This is a genomic window from Faecalibacterium sp. Marseille-P9312 (assembly GCF_902497445.1).
Classification (GTDB): Bacteria; Bacillota; Clostridia; order Oscillospirales; family Ruminococcaceae; genus Faecalibacterium; species Faecalibacterium longum.
On the sequence record NZ_CABVEW010000012.1, the window covers coordinates 16,444 to 35,806 of the forward strand.

21 protein-coding genes and 2 other annotated features are annotated in these 19,363 nt (G+C 57.6%); of the genes, 11 read left to right on the forward strand and 10 right to left on the reverse strand.

The window, feature by feature from the left end; genetic code table 11:
- Positions 1-43 precede the first annotated feature (43 nt).
- The 5 genes from F3G95_RS09800 (at position 44) to F3G95_RS09820 (ending at position 3,010) form a co-directional block, all read left to right on the forward strand.
- On the forward strand, positions 44-382 hold the full coding sequence (locus tag F3G95_RS09800; protein WP_143405991.1) for a hypothetical protein: 339 nt from the start codon (positions 44-46) through the stop codon (positions 380-382).
- A 48-nt stretch (positions 383-430) separates the two neighbouring features.
- Positions 431-640: a hypothetical protein gene (locus tag F3G95_RS09805; protein ID WP_097775234.1), complete on the forward strand. Its 210-nt coding sequence runs from the start codon at positions 431-433 to the stop codon at positions 638-640.
- Between the two features lie 237 nt (positions 641-877).
- Positions 878-1,183 carry a type II toxin-antitoxin system RelB/DinJ family antitoxin gene (locus tag F3G95_RS09810; RefSeq protein ID WP_035393314.1) on the forward strand — a complete coding sequence of 102 codons (306 nt, stop codon included), beginning with the start codon at positions 878-880 and terminating at the stop codon, positions 1,181-1,183.
- Positions 1,180-1,500, forward strand: coding sequence for a type II toxin-antitoxin system RelE/ParE family toxin (locus F3G95_RS09815; RefSeq protein WP_112090862.1), 321 nt, complete (start codon positions 1,180-1,182; stop codon positions 1,498-1,500). The genes F3G95_RS09810 and F3G95_RS09815 overlap by 4 nt, the downstream gene beginning before the upstream one ends.
- A 13-nt stretch (positions 1,501-1,513) precedes the next feature.
- Entirely contained in the window at positions 1,514-3,010 is a 1,497-nt protein-coding gene (locus F3G95_RS09820) for a recombinase family protein (protein ID WP_149794786.1), read from the forward strand.
- Between the two features lie 487 nt (positions 3,011-3,497).
- Here F3G95_RS09820 and F3G95_RS09825 read toward each other — a convergent pair whose 3' ends face one another.
- The 5 genes from F3G95_RS09825 to F3G95_RS09845 all read right to left on the reverse strand — a co-directional run bounded on the left by F3G95_RS09825 (position 3,498) and on the right by F3G95_RS09845 (position 8,225).
- Positions 3,498-3,731 (reverse strand): methylenetetrahydrofolate dehydrogenase, encoded by a 234-nt coding sequence (locus tag F3G95_RS09825; RefSeq protein ID WP_149794787.1) that lies wholly within the window; start codon positions 3,729-3,731, stop codon positions 3,498-3,500.
- A 66-nt stretch (positions 3,732-3,797) separates the two neighbouring features.
- Entirely contained in the window at positions 3,798-4,613 is an 816-nt protein-coding gene (locus F3G95_RS09830; protein ID WP_149794788.1) for a TatD family hydrolase, read from the reverse strand.
- Positions 4,610-5,569 (reverse strand): DMT family transporter, encoded by a 960-nt coding sequence (locus tag F3G95_RS09835; RefSeq protein WP_149794789.1) that lies wholly within the window; start codon positions 5,567-5,569, stop codon positions 4,610-4,612. The genes F3G95_RS09830 and F3G95_RS09835 overlap by 4 nt, the downstream gene beginning before the upstream one ends.
- Positions 5,570-5,572: 3 nt before the next feature.
- Complete coding sequence (gene metG / locus F3G95_RS09840; protein WP_149794790.1) at positions 5,573-7,570, reverse strand: methionine--tRNA ligase; 1,998 nt, start codon at positions 7,568-7,570, stop codon at positions 5,573-5,575.
- A 66-nt stretch (positions 7,571-7,636) separates the two neighbouring features.
- Positions 7,637-7,877 (reverse strand) — a binding site (T-box leader).
- A gap of 45 nt (positions 7,878-7,922) precedes the next feature.
- Positions 7,923-8,225, reverse strand: a complete 303-nt coding sequence (locus tag F3G95_RS09845) for a Dabb family protein (protein ID WP_149794791.1) — start codon at positions 8,223-8,225, stop codon at positions 7,923-7,925.
- Between the two features lie 225 nt (positions 8,226-8,450).
- Here F3G95_RS09845 and F3G95_RS09850 point away from each other — a divergent pair, with 225 nt between their 5' ends.
- Positions 8,451-9,191: an Ig-like domain-containing protein gene (locus tag F3G95_RS09850; RefSeq protein WP_149794792.1), complete on the forward strand. Its 741-nt coding sequence runs from the start codon at positions 8,451-8,453 to the stop codon at positions 9,189-9,191.
- A 292-nt stretch (positions 9,192-9,483) separates the two neighbouring features.
- Here F3G95_RS09850 and asnB read toward each other — a convergent pair whose 3' ends face one another.
- Complete coding sequence (asnB, locus tag F3G95_RS09855) at positions 9,484-11,070, reverse strand: asparagine synthase B (RefSeq protein ID WP_149794793.1); 1,587 nt, start codon at positions 11,068-11,070, stop codon at positions 9,484-9,486.
- Positions 11,071-11,178: 108 nt separating this feature from the next.
- Positions 11,179-11,448 (reverse strand) — a binding site (T-box leader).
- A gap of 13 nt (positions 11,449-11,461) precedes the next feature.
- Positions 11,462-11,947 carry a transcriptional repressor gene (locus F3G95_RS09860; RefSeq protein ID WP_149794794.1) on the reverse strand — a complete coding sequence of 162 codons (486 nt, stop codon included), beginning with the start codon at positions 11,945-11,947 and terminating at the stop codon, positions 11,462-11,464.
- Between the two features lie 285 nt (positions 11,948-12,232).
- Here F3G95_RS09860 and F3G95_RS09865 point away from each other — a divergent pair, with 285 nt between their 5' ends.
- The 4 genes from F3G95_RS09865 to F3G95_RS09880 all read left to right on the forward strand — a co-directional run bounded on the left by F3G95_RS09865 (position 12,233) and on the right by F3G95_RS09880 (position 15,023).
- Positions 12,233-12,892: a GntR family transcriptional regulator gene (locus F3G95_RS09865; RefSeq protein ID WP_149794795.1), complete on the forward strand. Its 660-nt coding sequence runs from the start codon at positions 12,233-12,235 to the stop codon at positions 12,890-12,892.
- 106 nt (positions 12,893-12,998) lie between these two features.
- Complete coding sequence (locus F3G95_RS09870; protein ID WP_149794796.1) at positions 12,999-13,727, forward strand: TraX family protein; 729 nt, start codon at positions 12,999-13,001, stop codon at positions 13,725-13,727.
- A gap of 279 nt (positions 13,728-14,006) precedes the next feature.
- Positions 14,007-14,735: a glucosamine-6-phosphate deaminase gene (gene nagB, locus F3G95_RS09875; RefSeq protein WP_149794797.1), complete on the forward strand. Its 729-nt coding sequence runs from the start codon at positions 14,007-14,009 to the stop codon at positions 14,733-14,735.
- 15 nt (positions 14,736-14,750) lie between these two features.
- Positions 14,751-15,023, forward strand: a complete 273-nt coding sequence (locus F3G95_RS09880) for a hypothetical protein (protein WP_149794798.1) — start codon at positions 14,751-14,753, stop codon at positions 15,021-15,023.
- A gap of 54 nt (positions 15,024-15,077) precedes the next feature.
- On the opposite strand, the gene F3G95_RS09885 is transcribed toward F3G95_RS09880, so the two are convergent.
- The 3 genes from F3G95_RS09885 to nagA are packed head-to-tail and all read right to left on the reverse strand — an operon-like array spanning position 15,078 to position 17,858.
- Complete coding sequence (locus tag F3G95_RS09885; protein ID WP_149794799.1) at positions 15,078-15,335, reverse strand: HPr family phosphocarrier protein; 258 nt, start codon at positions 15,333-15,335, stop codon at positions 15,078-15,080.
- A gap of 51 nt (positions 15,336-15,386) precedes the next feature.
- On the reverse strand, positions 15,387-16,676 hold the full coding sequence (locus tag F3G95_RS09890; protein ID WP_149794800.1) for a class II D-tagatose-bisphosphate aldolase, non-catalytic subunit: 1,290 nt from the start codon (positions 16,674-16,676) through the stop codon (positions 15,387-15,389).
- Positions 16,677-16,718: 42 nt separating this feature from the next.
- Positions 16,719-17,858, reverse strand: a complete 1,140-nt coding sequence (gene nagA / locus F3G95_RS09895; protein ID WP_149794801.1) for an N-acetylglucosamine-6-phosphate deacetylase — start codon at positions 17,856-17,858, stop codon at positions 16,719-16,721.
- Positions 17,859-18,169: 311 nt separating this feature from the next.
- On the opposite strand from nagA, the gene F3G95_RS09905 reads away from it, so the two are divergent.
- A complete protein-coding gene (locus F3G95_RS09905; RefSeq protein ID WP_149794803.1) occupies positions 18,170-19,348 on the forward strand; it encodes an SIS domain-containing protein in 1,179 nt (392 codons plus the stop codon).
- The last annotated feature ends 15 nt before the right edge of the window (positions 19,349-19,363 follow it).

Consider the following 19,363-nt stretch of genomic DNA (forward strand, 5'->3'; position numbering starts at 1 on the left):
CATAGCAACGAACGCAGCTATCTGCTAATATGGGTGAACTAATTTGAAGTATTTTATTGACGAAGATCAAAGAAAAGCCTCACACAGCAGCTGCTATTTGGAATTTCAACAAGGGCAGTATCACGACAAGTGCTGGCTTGACACATCTATTAGCATCAGTGATGAAATATGGAATAGCCGCCACGTTTCAGATCTGATTCTTGAAGTGATTCCAGAGTTTGACTTTTATGGAATGACAATCGTTACAAAAGTACAATGGGATAATATTTTAACAAAAAGTCAATCGGATGGATGTACTTGCAAAGAGATTATTGCAGAAGCAGTTCCTTGGGCAGCAAAGTGTTTTGAAACGAATGATGTGTTCACTATCATAGGGATGTGAGTCGAACTTTCTCGGAGAATAACAGTGATACACAAAGGAGAGTGTAACATGAAAAAAATTCTTACAGCAATCGTATCGGTAAGCATATTTATTGTTGGAATTTTGCTTATACTTTGTGCGGACACTAATTTTTTATGGTATGCCTTTAATCAAAATGTTCGCCTTACAGTAGTTGCAGGGATTCTCATTGCACTTGTTGGTGGCGTTGGTGTGATAATGAATCTTTGGTGTATTCTAAAAGAATTGTACAGTAAATAGTTTATTGAAGGTTAAACTTCCAGTCTGCCATGGTCGCAGCCAAGAGAGATAATATTCAAGCTTACTACTCAGCAAAAGCTGGGCACACTCCAAGAATTTATTATAGAGGGTGAATATCCCGCACTTTGAACAATTTAACGATGAATATATTGTGCGATATGGAGAATTTCATTTGCGCGTTCACCTCGAATTGACTTGCAACGCAAAATACGTTACAATAAAATCGAGGTGATAACCATGGAAAAAACGATGACACTCAATCTCCGTGTCAACCCGACCGTTAAGCAGCAAGCCGAGGATGTGCTGAAGCAGCTCGGCATCCCGATGGCAACCGCCATTGATATGTACCTGCGCCAGATCACCCTGACTGGCGGCATCCCCTTCTCGCTGTCCCTGCCGAAGGCTCCTGCGGCTCTGAACGCTGACACCATGACCGATGACCAGCTTCATGCAGCCTTGCAGGTGGGCATCAAGGAGATTCAGAACGGTGATACTGTGGATGCTGCAAGCGCATTCGCACAGTTCAGGGAACAGCACAGATGAAGCAGTATGACGTGAAAATTTCTCATGCAGCCCTCAGCGATATGGAGCAGATTTACAGCTACATTGCGGACCGTCTGCTGGAGCCTGACACGGCTATGGGGCAGTATAACCGCATTGCGGAAGCCATCCAGTCGCTGAACATCCTGCCGGAACGCTGTGCGCTGGTGGAAAGCGAGCCGGAACGCACCCAAGGGCTGCGGCAGATGCTGGTGGACAACTACTCGGTGTTCTACATTGTGGGCGAGGATACCGTGTCGGTGGCTCGTGTGCTGTACAGTGCATCCGACCTTGTGCGCCGCCTGCGGAGAATGAAGTGAAAGGGGTGTTCGCATGACCGCCGTAATCTACGCCCGCTATTCCAGCGACAACCAGCGCGAAGAATCCATCGAAGGTCAGATTCGCGAGTGTACGGCCTACGCCGAAAAGAACGGCATCACTGTGGTCAAACACTACATTGACCGTGCCCTTTCCGCCAAAACCGATAACCGCCCGGACTTCCAACAGATGATCAAGGACAGCGAAAAACGGCTGTTTGACATCGTGCTGGTCTGGAAACTCGACCGTTTTGCCCGGAACCGCTATGATTCAGCGCACTATGAGTACCAGTTGGAACGAAATCATGTCAAACTGGTGTCTGCCACGGAGCCCATCTCTGACAGCCCTGCGGGTATCATGGTCAAGAGTATGCTCACCGGCATGGCTGAATACTACTCGGCAGAACTTTCTGAAAAAGTTGTGCGCGGCATGACCGAGAATGTTCTGAAGGGGAAGTACAACGGCGGCACGATTCCCATTGGTTTTAAGGTGGACGAGGAGAAGTTCTTTCAAGTCGATCCGCTGAAAGCTCCCTTTGTGGTAGAAGCCTTTCAGCGGTACAACGATGGCGCAACTATGAAAGAACTGATGAACTGGCTGAACGACAGCGGCGTGACCACCAACCGCAACCAGAAGTTCACCTACAACAGTGTTCAGAAGCTGTTGACGAATAAGCGGTACATCGGAGAAAACCACTTCAAGGACATTGTGATGCCCGACAGTATCCCGGCCATCGTGGACAAGGACTTGTTTGAAGAAGTGCAGCAAAAAATCAAGAAGAACAGCCGCGCTCCTGCCCGCCACAAGGCCGAGGACGATTACTTGCTCACCACCAAGCTGTTCTGCGGAATGTGCGGCGCGATGATGTTCGGCGAGTGCGGTACAGGTAGAAACAAGGTCGTTCATCATTATTATAAGTGCGCCACCGCGAAGCGTTTCAAGACCTGCAAGAAAAAGACCGTCCGTAAGGAATGGCTGGAAGATTTGGTCGTAGCTGAAACCATGAAGCTGATTCAGGACGATGCCGTGATTGATGCCATCGTTGCGGAAGTGATGGAGTTGCAGGATCAGGAAAACACCACGCTCCCATTGCTGGAAAAGCAGATGCGCGAGGTGGAGAACGGCATTGAGAATATGCTGAACGCTATCCAAGCGGGTGTGCTGACCAACTCCACCAAATCGCGTTTGGAAAAGCTGGAAGCCCAGCAGAAAGAACTTGAGATTCGGATTGCCGAAGAAAAAATCGCTCGGCCTCGGTTGAGTGAAAATCAGGTTCGGTTCTGGCTGACCCGGTTCCGCAAGCTCGACCCGAACGTGAAAAGCCACCGGGAGACGCTTATCAACACGTTCGTGAACGCTGTTTATCTTTATGATGAAAAAGTTTTGATTACATTCAACTACAAAGACGGCACAAAAACCATCACTTTCGATGAAATCGCCGCCAAAGATGCCCCAGAGGGCAATGGTTCGGATTTAGGTTGCTTCGCTCCACCAAGAACTCCAGTGCTGTAATGACACTGGAGTTTCTGTTTTATCCGGAAGTTTGTAAAGCGCCGCAAGGGTGGATTCGAACAGCTGCGGCCCGCCGCTATACGTCCCGGCGGCAAAAAGGCCCCTGCGGGGCCTTTTTAGATGCGCGGCTTGCGTAATCCACCCGCGCCCACCAAGAACTCCAGTGTTGTAATGACACTGGAGTTTCTGTTTTATCCGGAAGTTTGTAAAGCGTCGCAAGGGTGGATTCGAACAGCAGCGGAGCCGACTGCAACGACGACGAGCGCCGCCAGCGGCGGAAGCAGCGAGGAGTTGTTGGGGCCGCGGCCAGCGATACGCAAGCAAGGCGCAGCGGATGCTGGGTGCCGCAACCCGTCCGCCTGCGGCGGAAACAGGGAGGCGAGGCAAGCGCAACTCGTAAGGCCCGCCGCCTGCCCACAAAAAACAGCCGCCGCACGGAAAACTCCATGCGGCGGCTGTTCTCATTTTGTTGAATCCTCAGGAAAAATTACTTCACGTACTCGACAGTGTACTCGAAGCCGTACTCTTCCTGCAGCTTCTTGACGGCAGGCTCGCAGTCCTCGATGAAGGTGGGAGCGTAGACGGAAGCGCCGTTGTGGGCCTTCTTGTAGTCCTCAACGATCTGCTGCAGCTTTGCCCAGCCCTCGTTGGCCTTTGCCTGGTCAACGCTGTCGGGGAAGTTGATGATGAATTCGCGGTGAGAAGGGATACGAGCTTTCATAATAGAATCTCCTTATGAAAAAATATGATTTCGAATTTATACAGAAACAGGAAAATGCCCTGAATCTTACAGTTGGTATACAGCTTTGGCGTTCTGCGCCGTCTGGCGGAAGACTTCTTCCGGGCTGATGCCCTTGACGCTGGCGGCATACTCGCCGACGTACCGGATGAGGGAGCTGTCGCAGCGGATGCCGCGCACCGGCTCCGGGGCCATGTAGGGACAGTCCGTCTCGAGGACGATCTGCTCCAAAGGCAGAGCCGCAATGGCCTTTGCCGCCCGTTTGGCACCCTTGAAGGTGCAGGCACCGCCGAAGCCGAAATACAGCCCCTGCCGGGCCAGCCACACGGCGTCGTCCGCACTGCCGGAATAGCAGTGGACGATGCCCTTGGGACGGTACTTTTTCAACAGGGCGTAGACGTCGGCGTGGGCGTTTCGGTCGTGGACGATGATGGGCTTGTCCAGCTCAAGCGCAAGGCGGATCTCCGCCTCAAACAGCGCCAGCTGTGCGTCCTTCGGCACGGGCCAGTGGTAGTCCAGCCCGCACTCGCCCACGGCGACGACTTTCGGGTCGTCGTAGCAGGGGGCAAGGGCTTTCATCTCGGCGGCCCAGTCGCCGCCAAAGACCGAGACGGTGGGGGCAGGGCCTTCCTCGCCGCAGTCCTCGGGGGCCAGCAGGCTCTCGGGATGGATGCCGATGGCGGCATACACCCACGGATAGCGGTGAGCCAGCTCCAGCACCCGGGGCGCGTCCCCCGAGTGGGTGGCCTGCTCGCAGACGCCGACCACGCCCTTTTCGGGCAGGCTGTCCAGCAGAGCGAAGCGGTCAGCGTCGAAGGCACGGGCGCTGTAGTGGGCGTGGGTGTCGAAGATCGGGCCGGTCATTGCTTCTCCCTCTTGGCGGGGGCTTTGTTCACCAGCCAGATGCCGACGCAGACGAACACCAGTGCGGCCAGATACTGCCAGCGGAACAGCGGTTCGCCGTTGAGCACAGCGCTCAGCAGCACGTTGACCACCGGGTTCACGAAGCCGAAGATGGCAATGCGGCTGACAGGGTTGTTCTTCATCAGCAAGGCCCAGAGCAGATAGCCGGCGCCGCAGATGAAGGCCAGATACAGCAGCACCAGAATGCCAAGCGGCGTCACACTGCCCAGACGCCCGCCGAGAGCCGTACCCAGCACGAAGAGTGCTGCGCCGCCCACGAACAGGTTCAGGAAGCAGACTGCAAAGCTGTCCGCCTTTTTGGTGACGGACTTGTTCCACGGGCCGGACAGGGTGAAGACCACCGTTGCAAACAGCATACAGAAGACGCCCCAGCCGCTGCCGCCGCCGTGGTTGCCCAGTGTGCCGATGAGAACGCCTGCAAAGCCGACGGCGCAGCCCAGGGTCTTTGCCGGGGTCATCCGATCGGCATTGCCGTAGATGAAGTGGGCAAAGATGGCGCCCAGAAAGCTCTGGGTGCTGTTCAGGATGCTGCCGAACGCACCGGTGAGCATCGCCACGGCGATGTAGTAGAAGGCGTACTGGATCGTGGTCTGCCACAGGCCCAGTACACAGCACTCGGCAAAGACTTTCCCTTTCGGGAAGGTGGGCATCCGGCTCTGGAGCAGGGTGCTGCCCAGCAGGACGAGCAGACTGCCCAGCATGAACCTTGCACCGGCAAAACAGAAGATGGACGCGGTGTTGGACGGATCGATCTCAAAGAGGCGGTAGCCCATCTTGATGAAGGGGAACGCACAGCCCCACAGCGCATTGCAGAAGATGGCCAGCAGGACGGCAAACACCGGAGTGCCGAAGATCTTATCCAGCCGTTCGGCGCGGGAAAGTGTCGTGTTTTCCATCGCTCAGTGGATGCGGGCACCCACGGGGGTGTCGTCGCTGTAGAAGGGGATGGAGCAGCCGCCGTCGGCAGTGTCAGCGGCGAAGATCATGCCCTCGCTGACATACTTGCCCTTCATCATCGGGCGGGGTGCCAGATTGCAGACGATGCCGAGCTTCTTGCCGATGAGGTCTTCCGGCTTGAACCACTTGGCGATGCCGGACAGGATGCAGCGCTCACGCTCGCCGTCAAAGACGGTCAGGTGGAGCAGCTTTTTGCTCTCCTTCAGGTTCTCGCAGGCGCGGACCTCGGCCACCCGCAGCTCCACCTTGCAGAAGTCGTCATAGGAGATCTCTGCCTCGTGGGTGAAGTCCACATTGCTCTCCTCAGCGGGAGCAGCGGCCTTCTTCTCCGCCTCTTCCTTGGCCTTCTTAGCGGCCTCGGCAGCGGCCTTCCGCTTCTCGTCCTCTTCCTTCAGGTGGGCAATCTCCTTTGCCACGTCGATGCGGGGGAACAGCGCCTCGCCCTTGTGGACGGTGTAGCTCTCCTGAACGCCGTAAGCGGCCTTCTCCACGTCGATAGCGGAAGCGTCCAGACCCAGCTGCTCCATCATCTTGGGAGCGGTGGAGGGCAGGTAAGCGTTCAGCAGGATGCCGCAAACGCGCAGAGCCTCGCACAGGTGGTACAGTACGCTCTCAAGGCGCTCCTTGTTGGCCTCATCCTTGGCCAGAGCCCAGGGGGCGGTCTCGTCGATATACTTGTTGGCGCGCTGGATGACGGCGAAGATCTCCATCAGAGCCTGCGGGATGGTCAGGTTGTCCATGTCTGCCGTGACCTTGCCCAGCAGTTCGTTGGTCATGGTCTCCAGCTCGGTGTCGATGGCCTCGGTGCCGGCCACTTTGCGGACAGTGCCGCCGAAGTACTTCTCACACATGGCGACGGTGCGGCTCAGCAGGTTGCCAAGGTCGTTTGCAAGGTCGCTGTTGATGCGGTTGATGAGGGCCTCGTTGGTGAACGTACCGTCGTTGCCGAAGGGGATCTCACGCAGCAGGAAGTAGCGGATGGCGTCCACGCCATAGCGGTCGCAGAGGATGACGGGGTCAACGACATTGCCCACGGACTTGGACATCTTGCCGCCGTTCATCAGCAGCCAGCCGTGGCCGAACACCCGCTTGGGCAGCGGCAGATCCAGAGCCATCAGCATGGCGGGCCACAGGATGGTGTGGAAGCGGAGGATCTCCTTGCCCACCATGTGCAGGTCAGCAGGCCAGAACTTGCTGTACTCGTCGTACTTCTCGTTGCCGTAGCCCAGAGCGGAGATATAGTTGCTCAGAGCATCGACCCAGACATACATGGTGTGCTTGGGGTCGAAAGGCACGGGGATGCCCCACTTGACGGAGGTGCGGGAGACACAGGTGTCCTGCAGACCCTGCTTGATGAAGGCGATCATCTCGTTCTTGCGGCTCTCGGGCTGGATGAACTGGGGGTTCTCTTCGTAGAGCTTGAGCAGACGGTCGGCGTACTTGCCGGTCTTGAAGAAGTAGGCTTCCTCGTGGGCATCGTAGACCTCGCGGCCGCATTCGGGGCATTTGCCGTCTACCAGCTGGCTGTCGGTCCAGAAGCTCTCGCAGGGCTTGCAGTAGTGGCCGGTGTACTCGCCCTTATAGATGTCGCCCTGCTCATAGAGCTTGGTGAAGATCTTCTGGCAGGACTCCATATGGTAGTCGTCGGTGGTGCGGATGAAGCGGTCGTAGCTGATGTCCATCAGCTTCCACAGATCTTTGACGGTGGCGACGATCTTATCCACGTACTCCTTGGGGGTCACGCCTGCGTCGGCGGCCTTGTCCTGGATCTTCTGGCCGTGCTCGTCGGTGCCGGTCAGGAACATGACGTCGTAGCCCTGCATCCGCTTGAAGCGTGCCAGTGCGTCGCAGGCCACGGTGGTGTAGCTGTGGCCGATGTGCAGCTTGTCGCTGGGATAATAAATCGGTGTGGTGATGTAGAATGTCTTGTGCTCGCTCATGAAAACGATTCTTCCTTTCTTTTGGCGCTAACAGCGAAAAACGCCCCCGCCCTGCCGGCTGTGCCGGACAAGGACGAGAGCGTGTAACTTCCGTGGTACCACCTTGTTTCGCCGCACCCTTGCAGATGCGGCCTTGCGCCGGAACTTCCGGCGAGCGCAGTAACGGGCGCACCCGTCGCAGGCTGACATAACGCTTCGCCCGCGCGGCTCAGAGACCATGTTCCGCTCCGCGCGGCCTGCCCGGTTCCATCCTTCGGGCTTTCTGTCAGGCGCAGACGAGGCGTACTCTTCTCTTCACAGCCAATTTACATTATTATATCTAATATACGCAAAATCGGTGGGTTTGTCAATATTAAACCTCGTAATCCAGGCAGACGCGGCTCTTATAGTAGGGCCGCACCTTGCTGTCGGCGACGGCCACATGAGCCGGGTGCTTGGAGTAGCCCTTGAGTGCCTCGGCAGACTCAAAGGTGGTGTCCAGCATCAAATCGGCGTTGGAAGAGGGCAGGCCGTTGATGTTGACGTGGACCTCCACGAGGCCGGGGATCTGACCGGCCAGACCCTCGAGGCCCGCTTTGATGCCGGCCTTGATGTCTGCCTTTTCGGCGTCGGAATATTCGTCCTTGAGCTGCCAGAGAATGATGTGCTTTACCATAATAAAATCCTCCTGTTGTTGACCGAAATACTTGCTGCCCTTATTGTAACATCTGCACAAAAACTGTGCAAGAGCTTTTATTTGCCTACGCAGCGGCGGGATGATATAATAAAAGGTAGGAACGGAGAGGTTGTGCGAAGGAGAACCTGCTCCGAAAGGCAAGAGATTTTTAGTGGACTGTGGGCCGCGCCGACCAGCGCCCCGCAAGACTGTGAGGAACATCGAATGAAAAAACATTTAGCCCATCTTGCTGCTGCTCTGGCAGTGACACTGCTTTTCGGCGCTGCGGCCGGCCCTCTGAGTGCGGCTGCGGCGGCCCCCACGGCGGCGGTATTGGACGAAGAAAATACCGCGGCGGCAGAGAGCCGCCTGAATCAGAGCTGGCTGGACATGGAGATCGAGTACAATGACCGGAACCCGGTCTATCAGCTCTATCTGTCCAGCGCCGCCCCCGACGACTGGGTGTACCAGTGGTACAGCACCAACCCCGCTGTGGCGACGGTGGACCGCAACGGCCTCGTAACGGCCCAGAAGCCCGGCAAGGCCACCATCGTGGCCAACACCTACACCACCACCCTGCGGTGTGACGTAACGGTGGTGTCCAACGTGGGCCGGGTGACCCTGAACAAGGAGCGGCTGTATCTGGAGAACATCGGCGGCACAGCGGCCCTGAGAGCTTCCGTAGCCGTGGAGAACGGTGGCGCAGTACCCATCACCTGGACTACCAGCAACCCTGCTGCCGCCACCGTAGACCCCTTTGGTCTGGTAACGGCGGTGGGGGACGGGGAGGCCCTGATCACCGCCACCACCCCGGACGGCCACAGCGCCTGCTGCAATGTCTACTGCGGCACACAGGTGGCGATCCAGGAACAGATCGAGGCCGATGAGGTAAAGATCGCCCTCGGCGTCCTTGGCGGTTTCGCCGTCCTCGTGGGTGCGCTGGCGCTGGCAACCTCCGGCGGCTGAAAAACAACATCAAAATAAAAGCAGGCACGCACCCGGAAAAGCCGGAAATGCGTGCCTGCTTTGTGATGCTCTTACAGCTGCGCTACTGTGGTAAAACATCTTGCGATGTTCCAAATATTTGATGTAATATCGTCTTAAATTGGAACTCCGCAAGGTTTGCGGTGTTCGGGTCATTTGCGGTGTTCCAACTCCGCACGAAAGTCGAACTCCGCAAAGCGTGCGATGTTCGATTCTGAACGTAATATCGAGCAAAAAGTGGAACTCCGCAAGATAACCTGCGGGTCTCAGAGGCTTACACGCCCGAAGCGCCGTAGTTTGCCAGCACGCGGGCGGAGGGGTCGTTGACGTTGCAGCCCGGCCATGCCTTGTTGGGCATCCAGAAGTCCACGATGGTGCGGCTCTGGTCGTGGTAGTATTTTTCGAAAATCTCGCGGTAGAACAGGCTCTCCTTGGTAAACGGCATACAGTGGGCGGAGTAGTTTGCCCGGCGGAGCTGGAATTCCTCGTCGGTGTAGAGACTCTCGGCGTACTCCTTGATGTCGTCCACCATGCTGTGGCCCACGGCGTCGGAGAAAGCGGCCTTTTCACGCCACAGGATCTCCGGCGGCAGCCAGTCGCCCTCGAACGCCTTGCGCAGCAGGTATTTGCCCTTGCCGTAGCTGTTCAGCTTCTTTTCGGGGTCGATGGCCATGACGTACCGCACAAAGTCCAGATCACCGAACGGCACGCGGGCCTCGATGCTGTTGGCGGAGATGCAGCGGTCAGCGCGCAGGACGTCGTACATATACAGCTCGCGGATGCGCTTCTGGCTTTCCTGCTGGAATGCATCTGCGGTGGGGGCGTAGTCGGTGTACTTGTAGCCAAACAGCTCGTCGGAGATCTCACCGGTCAGCAGCACGCGGACGTCGGTCTGCTCGTGGATGGCCTTGCACAGCAGGTACATCCCCATGCTGGCCCGGATGGTGGTGATGTCCCAGGTGCCCAGCAGACGGATGACCTCCTCGAGGCTGCTGATGACCATATCCCGGTTGATGATGATCTCGTGATGCTCGCTGCCCAGATACTCGGCGGTCTGGCGGGCATATTTCAGGTCGATGGCGTCGGTGTCCATGCCGATGGCAAAGGTGCGGATGGGCTTGCCCAGCTTCTTGGCGGCGATAGAGCAGACCAGCGAGGAGTCGAGGCCGCCCGACAGCAGGAAGCCCACGGGTGCGTCAGCGTCCAGACGCTTCTCCACGCCTGCAATGAGCTTTTCGCGGATGTTGGTCAGGATGGTGTCCATGTCGTCCTGCATGGGGGCGGGAACGTCGGCGATGTCCTCGTAGCGGACAAAGCGTCCGTCGCAGTAGTAGCTGCCGATGGGGAAGGGGCGGATGTCATCGCACCAGCCAATGAGGTTCTGCATCTCAGAGGCAAATGCGATCTTGTGGCTGGACTTGGAGTAGCCGTAGAACAGCGGACGGATGCCGATGGGGTCGCGGGCTGCGATGAGGCGGTCTTTGCGGGAATCGTACAGGATGAGCGCAAATTCGGCGTCCATGTGGCGGAACATATCGAGGCCGTACTCATAGTAGAGCGGCAGCAAAATCTCGCAGTCGCAGTCGGAGGTGAACTTGTAGCCCCGGCGCTTCAAGATCTCTTTCTCGAAGCGGAAGCCGTAGAGTTCGCCGTTGCAGACCACGCAGTCGGCCCCGCGGTAGAAGGGCTGCATCCCCTCCGGCGTCAGGCCCATGATGGCGAGGCGCCCGAAGCCCATCAGGCCGAAAGGCCCTTCCACCACACGCTGGTCGTCCGGCCCGCGCGAGACGGTGCGCATCAGGTATTCTTTGAACTTGTCGGCACTCATATCATGCCCGGTATAGCCTATCACACAGCACATATTTCTTACCCCTCTTGTGTTGGACCGCTCCGGTGTATCCGCGAGGCTTTCCCTTCCTCGCTTTTGGGGGAGCGGCAAATAAAAAAATACGGCAGCAAACGTCCTTTTTGCTAGGACGAATGCTGCCGTATCCGTGGTGCCACCTAAATTACCGGCACAGCGTGCCAGTCACTTTGTGCGCTCTCCCCGTTGAAAGCACTGCCGCGATAACGAGCGGCGCACGTCTGCCCCTACTGCCCGCAATGCCACAGCATCCGGGGGTTCAGGGGGAAGCTCACGGGGGTTCGTTCAGGCCCGGCCATCTGCGCGGCTCACACCTGCCCGCACTCTCTGGAAGAGGGCGCTCAGGGCCTTACTTTTCCCGTTCATCGCTTTTTATGCAGAAATTGTATCACTGCTTTTTGTCCGTGTCAACAGCTGCGCAGCAATTTTTACAGGTTTGTGCAGCCTGCCCGTCTTCGGCCTCATTTGCAGCGCAGCTGCGGCACAAACCGTACAAAACGCTGCCCTCGCACTGCAGCGTGAAGCCGTGCTCTGCCATCAGGTGGGCGCGCACCTCGTCCATGAAGTGGCAGTCCAGATGATAGATGCGCCCGCACCGCACGCACTTGAGGTGCAGGTGCTCCCGGCAGTGACGGCCCTCGTCCACATACTGGAACACGGCCTTTTCGCCCTTGTCGGCGACGTATTTCATCACCCGCTGCTCTCCGGCCAGCTTGTCCAGATAGCGGTAGACGGTGGTGGGGTTGGGGCTGGCGCCCTCGGCTTCGAGGTGCTCGAGGATATTGGACGCGCTGACCGCGTGCTGGCGGTTGCGGATGAGATAATCCAGGATGAGCTGGCGGGTCTTGGTGTTGTAGCCGTCGCTTCGTGCCATGATGCTGATACCTTCTTTCTGTCTGTAGTGTACCACATTTTATCTTTCGATGCAAAACAACAGCCAAACGCTGGCAATAAGCACAAAAACCGTTGTGAAATATGTGCAAAAATAAGTTAAGATATTTGGTCAAAACGGAAATCAAGCCAAACTTCGGCAGAAACTCTTGTAAAAAATATCCTATTGTGTGATAATAAAATCGAGATGATAGTTGGATGGTTTCAGGGATACAAGCAGAAGACGAAACATCCGACCGGAGAGAGACTGGAGAAGAGGAAGAAGAAGATGAAAGAGACGGAAGCACAGGCAAAGCTGAGCCTGAAATTACAGGCGTATCAGTACCTGAAAACCAAGATCCTGAACTGTGAGTACCGCCCCAACGAGTTCCTGAACGAGCAGAAGCTCTGCGCCGAGATGGGCAACATCAGCCGCACCCCCATGCGGGATGCGCTGGGCCGTCTGGAACAGGAAGGGCTCATCACCATCCTGCCCAAGAAGGGCCTGATGGTGTCGGGCATCACCGAGGAGGACGTACACAGCATGTTCGAGATGCGCCTGCTGGTGGAGCCTTATGCGCTGCGCACCTACGGCGCGGACATCCCCCGGGAGAAGCTGGAACACTTTGTGCGGATGATGCACGAGCCGGACGTCATCGAGGATTTCTGCAAGGCCGACGATGACTTCCACGAGTTGCTGATGAGCACTCTGCCCAACAAGTATATGCGCTCGGCCTATGACCGCATCACCGGCCTCAACACCCGTTTCCGCATCATGACCGGCAAGGTGAGCATGATCAACCGGGAGCAGACCTGCGAAGAGCATCTGGAGATTCTCGAGCCTGCCCTGAAGGGCGACTGGAACACCGCCGCCGATGCCCTGCAGAAGCATCTGGAGATCGCCCGGGACAAGGCTGAGGGGGTCATCAAGGTCATCCGGCTGTGGTAACGCCTGCCCACAATATCGCCCAATACCCCTCTGCCCGGCTCCGGCCTGGGGCAGGGGGGTCTTTTTGCGCCTGCATTCTTATATGTATAAAGAGAGGAGACCGCCCATGAACCCTGCCCTTGCTGCCCCCCGGGGCCCCGGCCTCAGCGGCACTGCCCTGAAACGCATTGCCTGCCTGTCGATGCTGCTGGACCACATCGGCGCGTCCCTGCTGGAGAACGGCCTGTTCCGCTGCAGCGCCATCGACCCCCGGCTGGTGGGGCTGGACCAGCTTTTGCGGCTGGTGGGTCGGCTGGCCTTTCCCATCTACTGTTTCCTGCTGGTGGAGGGCTTCCTCCACACCCACAATCTCAAAAAATACACCCTGCGGATGCTGGGCTTCGCCCTCATCAGCGAGTGGCCCTTCGACTGGGCCTTCTTCTCGGGCGTCTACTGGGGGCATCAGAATGTCTATTTCACCCTCCTGCTGGGGCTGCTGGCCATGAAGGCTCTGGATACATACCAGACGCCGGAGAGGATGCCGGCGCTGAAAGGCATCCTCGGGGCGGCAGCCTGCTTCCTCGCGGCGGCGCTGCTCCATTGTGACTACGACGTGCTGGGGCTGGCCCTCATCCTCGCCCTCTACATGACCCGGAAGGACAAAAGAGCGCAGTGCATCGCGGGCGCAGTGTTCTCCCTCTTCGAGCCGGTGGCACCGCTGGCGTTCGGGCTGGTCTGGTTCTACAGCGGCGAGCGGGGCGGCAGCTCCAAACTCGAGCAGTGGGCGTTCTACTGGTTCTACCCCGCCCACATTTTCGTCCTCGGTGTTTTAGCAAACCTTGTGCTTTTCCGATAAACAAGAAGCCGTTTTCATAAGCATTGCACACCGCTTGAACGGTCTTTTTGCTCCCATACTGCGTTGCTTTCCCTTGCAATCCGTCAGGATTGCTGCGGAAAATCGCCTTGTCTGTGGGCAAAAATTCTCGTCATTCGGCGCACCCTGCTTACGAAAACAGCTTCTAACCGAAAATTATAAAAATATGACACAAAATTGCAACATGATATGAGGAAAACTGGCAAAAAGTGTGATATAATAAACGATAAGATAGCAAAAATGCATCAGGAGGTTCTACCAATGAAGATCATTCGTGCAAAAGACTACAAGGATATGTCCCGCAAGGCGGCAAACATCATCTCCGCGCAGGTCATCATGAAACCGAACTGTGTGCTGGGTCTGGCGACCGGAGGCACCCCTGTGGGCGCTTACGCACAGCTGGTGGAGTGGTATAACAAGGGCGACCTCGACTTCTCCGAAGTGACCACCGTCAACCTCGACGAGTACCGCGGCCTGCCCAAAGAGCATCCCGAAAGCTATTGGAGCTTCATGCACAAGAACCTGTTCGACCATGTGAACATCCGCCCCGAGGCCATCCATCTGCCCGACGGCACCAACCCCGACGCGGCCGACGCCTGCGCCAAGTACAACGACATCATCCACAGCGTGGGCGGCATCGACCTGCAGCTGCTGGGCCTCGGCCCCAACGGCCACATCGGCTTCAACGAGCCGGGTGAGGCATTCGAGCTGGAGACCCACTGTGTGGACCTGACCTCCGCCACCATCGAGGCCAACAAGCGCTTCTTCGACGGCAACGAGGACCTTGTGCCGAAGCAGGCCTACACCATGGGCATCAAGACCATCATGCAGGCCCGCAAGGTGCTGGTGGTCGCCAACGGTCTGGCAAAGGCCAAGGCCGTCAAGGCTGTCGTTTCCGGCCCCGTCACCCCCGAATGCCCGGGCTCCATCCTGCAGATGCACCCCGACTGCATCCTCGTGGCCGATGAAGAGGCCCTGAGCCTGCTGTAAGGCCCGGAGGAACGCATGGACGAAAACGAAAAGAAAGAGCCGGAGACGGCACAGGAATCGCCCAAACCCGAGGACTACAGCCGCTACATGGGGACCCTGAACCGCATCTACCGCCGGAGCAATAACCCCAAGCGCAAAAAGCTGGGCGACGGCATCGGTTCGCTGAAAAAGGGGCAGCAGCCTGCCGCCCCTGCGCCGGAGCCGGGCAAAAAAGACCGCAGCTTCCTTGTTGTGGCGGGCGGTGCCATCGTCCTGATGGCGATCCTGTATTTTATCAAGCTCTTATAAATAAAAAGGGCCGCTGTGTAGCTGCACGGCGGTCCTTTTGTATTGCTGTAAGACTCAGACGTTCTCGGTCAGGAACTTCTCGACAGCCTCAATGGCAGCTGCCTCGTCTTCTCCCTCGGCGGTGACGGTGATGGTCTCGCCCTGACGGATGCCCATGCCCATCACGGCCATCAGCTTGCGCATATCGCAGGTCTTGCCGTTCTTCTCGATGGTAATGGCGCTGGTATACTGCTTGGCCAGCTTGACCAGCAGGCCGGCGGGGCGTGCGTGGACGCCGAGTTCATCTTTGATGGTATACTGGAACTGTTTCATGGCTCATAGTCTCCTTGTTGGATAAAAGGGGGATTCGGGTCGTTCAAAAAATCAGACAGCGCTCTCGTAGTCCAGCATGAACTGCACGATGCCGTCCATGGCCAGCTCGCGCGGGTCGAGCTTCAGCTTGCCCTCGCGGATCTTTGCGTAGCTGATGGGCATATACTGGTGGAGCATATTCATCGGGATGGGGTACTCGCGGAGATTGTCGAACAGCTTGTTCATGGCGGCCACCACCTCGGGCTGGCCGATGTAGTAGCGGGCGCGGTCGGAGTAGCTATACTTGCGGCACTGTGCCAGATGCTTCTCGTCGCCGTGATAGTGCTTCTCCCAGTTTGCGGGGGAGGCCAGCATGACGGCGTCCAGCGTCTCGATGAAGTTGGCGCGCTTTTCCTCGGGGACAAGCTCCTTCTCCATCATGCTCAGGGAGAACAGGGCCTCACGCAGGCCGTAGGTCAGGGCCGGGCCGACCTTGAGGATGGCGATGCCGTCGGTGACCATGTTGTACAGGTCGGTGGCGGTCTGGTAGTCGGTGGAGTGGCCCTCGAAGCAGATGTCCGGGAACTCCTTCAGGGCTGCGCAGAGGTCCACAGCGGCGGCAGGGTCATAGTCGAACACCTGCTCGTCGCCGAACTCGACGCCGGGCTGGACGACCACAGCGATGACGTCCTTCATGCCGTCGCCCACGCCCTCTTCGGTCCAGACGCGCTGGTAGGTGGAAACGGTGTCGCGGAAAGCATCGGGGCTGGTGACAGCCAGCGTGTCCTCAGCCTCGGTAGCACCGCCGGGGATGGGCACTTCGCTGCCGATGACGAAGACGGGACGCATTGCATCGGGCTTCTCGGCCTTCAGCTCTTCGTAGCCCTTCATAGCTGCCTTGTACAGCTGCGCGCCGCGGCGTGCGATGACCTCGGTCTTGAGCAGGCCGGGAGCGTCGTCAGCCACCTTCATGCTGGTGTCGAGGTGGATCTTGGTAAAGCCTGCGCGGGCATACTGGTAGACCAGCTCGACCGAGTTCTTCATGGCCTCGGCCTCGGGCAGCTTCTGCCAGGTCAGGGGGCCGAGATGGTCGCCTGCCAGGATCATCATGTTCTCGGGCAGGTCGATGTCCTTCGCCATTTTCAGGACCATCTGGTAGAAGTCGGCGGGCTTCATGCCGGTGTAGCCGCCAAACTGGTTGACCTGGTTGGCGGTGGCTTCGATCAGGACGGGGATGTTGCGCTCCTTGGCGCGGCGCAGCGCGATCTCAATGACCAGCTCGTTGGCGCTGCAATAAGAGGGGATGCCGCAGCGGATGCCCTGGCGGCGCTTGTCCATCATTTCCTGAAGCGGGTGTTTCATGTTTGCTATCTCCTTCGTGTCTGCTTGGGTGTATGCATTGAATTAAAGTTTGGGCTGGCCCATGCAGTAGGTCTGCAGGACGTCGTAGTTATCCTCCAGCACCACGAGGTCGGCGTCCTTGCCCACCTGGATGGAGCCCTTGCGGTCGTCCAGATGCAGGCACTTGGCCGGGTTGATGGTGCAGGAGTTCAGAGCGTAGTTGAAGGGGACCAGAGCCTCTTCCACGAGGATGCGCAGGCCCTTGTTGATGTTCAGGGTGGAGCCTGCCAGACCGCCGGTGGCCGTCAGATGGGCGCTGCCGTCGGGGTAGATGATGATCTCGTTGCCGCCGAACAGGTACTTGCTGCCCACGGGCGTACCCTTGGCCATCAGGGCGTCGGAGACCATGATGGCGTAGTCGGGACCCTTGCTCATGAAGTAGTTGTTCAGGGCAGCGGGGGTGGAGTGGCAGCCGTCACAGATGATCTCGCCGTACATGGTGCGGATGCGGTAAGCTGCGCCCACCAGACCGTTGGCACGGTGGTTGAAGGGCGACATACCGTTATAAACGTGGGTCATGGAGCGCGCGCCGTTGGCGTAGGCCATGACAGCCTGCTCGTAGGTCGCGCCGCTGTGGCCGATGCTGACCACCACGCCGTGGGCCGTCAGATAGCGGGTGAGGGCGAAGTCCTCGTCATGCTCTGTTGCCAGCGTGACATAGCGGATGTGGCCCCGGGCCGCTTTCTGGTAGTGCTCGAACTGCTCGATGGTGGGTTTGACGATGTACTGGTCAGGCTGTGCGCCCTTGTACTTCATGTCGAGATAGGGGCCTTCGAAGTGGATGCCCAGGATCTCTGCGCCGTCGTAGCCGCTCTCCATGACATTGGCCACGTTGGTGACAGCGTTGGTCAGCACCTCCACGCTCTGGGTGATGGTGGTGGCGAGGAAGCTGGTGACGCCCTCCGAGACGATGTGCTCTGCCCAGTAGCGCAGGCCGTCCTCGTTGGCGTCGTTGGTGTCGAACTCGTAGGCGCCGTGGCAGTGGATGTCCATAAAGCCGGGGACGATGCGCTTGTCACCGTAATCGTCGTCCACATCCTTGGTGCCATAGGGCAGGATGGCGGTGATCCTGCCGTCGTTCACCTCAATGGCAGCAGGGACGAACTGGTCTGCCAGCCAGACCTTTTTACTTTGTATTACCATTTTAGATGCCCTCCTTCTGGGGTTGATAGCTTGATTTCATTATACCGCACGGCTTCGGAAAAATATTTATAATTTTCAATCGATTTGTTATTCGTTTCGGCAAAAAGACATAAAAATGATGGAGAAAACGGCCTGACAGGCCGTTGCGCGGCGGCTGGTTTGTCTTTTTCAACCAAAAAGTTATGGCTTTCAGTTACCCCCTTGTTTTCTGCGGTTTGGTTGTGATATAACAAACAAAAGAGAGCGGAACAGCTCTGCTATGGAATTATCAGAAAAAAGTTTTACCGTGTCCATTAGGAGGTAGATTTAGGATGAGCATTTTTAATCTGACCGATGAGAAGATGAAGGAGACGTCTTCCACCTTTACGGCCCATGAGATCTATCAGCAGCCTGCCACCTGGCGCAAGACCTGCGCACAGCTCGCTGCCTGCAAGGATGAGCTTCAGGCTTTTATCGATCAGGTCGTCAAGCAGGATGATTTCGACATCGTCCTCACCGGTGCCGGCACCAGCGAGTTCGTCGGCAACTCCCTGTTCCAGGCCCTGAACCCCAAGTACAATTTCAAGGTCAAGTCCTACGCTTCTACCGACCTCGTGCCTTCCCCCGAGAACTTCCTCTCCCGCACCAAGCCCACCCTGCTGGTGAACTTTGGCCGTTCGGGCAACTCCCCCGAGTCTCTGGGCAATGTGGAGGCCGCTGAAGTCGTCTGCCAGAACCTGTATCACCTGTTCGTGACCTGCAACCACGAGGGTACTCTGTCCAAGCTGGCAAACACCCGTCACAACTGCTTCGCCATCAACCTGACCCCCGAGACCCACGACCAGTCCTTCGCCATGACTTCCAGCTACAGCAATATGTATCTGGCTACCTATCTGGCCTTCAACCTCGACAAGCTGGACGAGATCACCGCCGAGGTGGAGAAGCTGGCCGTCGCCGGTCAGCGCTTCCTCGATGACCAGTTCGGTCTGGCACAGAAGATCGTGGACGAGTTCGATTACAACCGCATCGTCTATCTGGGCAACATCGGCCTGAAGGGCGTCGCTCAGGAGTCCGCTCTGAAGACCCTCGAGCTGACCGCCGGCAAGGTGGCCACCATGTACGACTCCGAGCTGGGCTTCCGCCACGGCCCCAAGTCCATCATCGACGACAACACCCTGACCGTCGCTTACCTGAGCGATGACGAGTACCGCCGCCGCTACGAGCTGGATCTGGTCAAGGAGATGGCACACCAGCGCAAGGGCAACAAGATCGCCGTCGTCTACAACCACGACTGCGAGGGCATCGAGGAGCTGGCCGACTATCCCGTCCAGATCAAGGTCGGCGCCGACATGGAGAACGTCCTGCTGGGTCTGGACTTCATCCTGTTCGCACAGACCATCGCTCTGATGAAGTCCCTGTCTCTGGGCATCACCCCGGATAACCCCTGCCCCACCGGCGAGGTGAACCGCGTGGTCAAGGGCGTCACTCTGTACCCCTACACGCTGAAATAATCAAAACAACGTCAT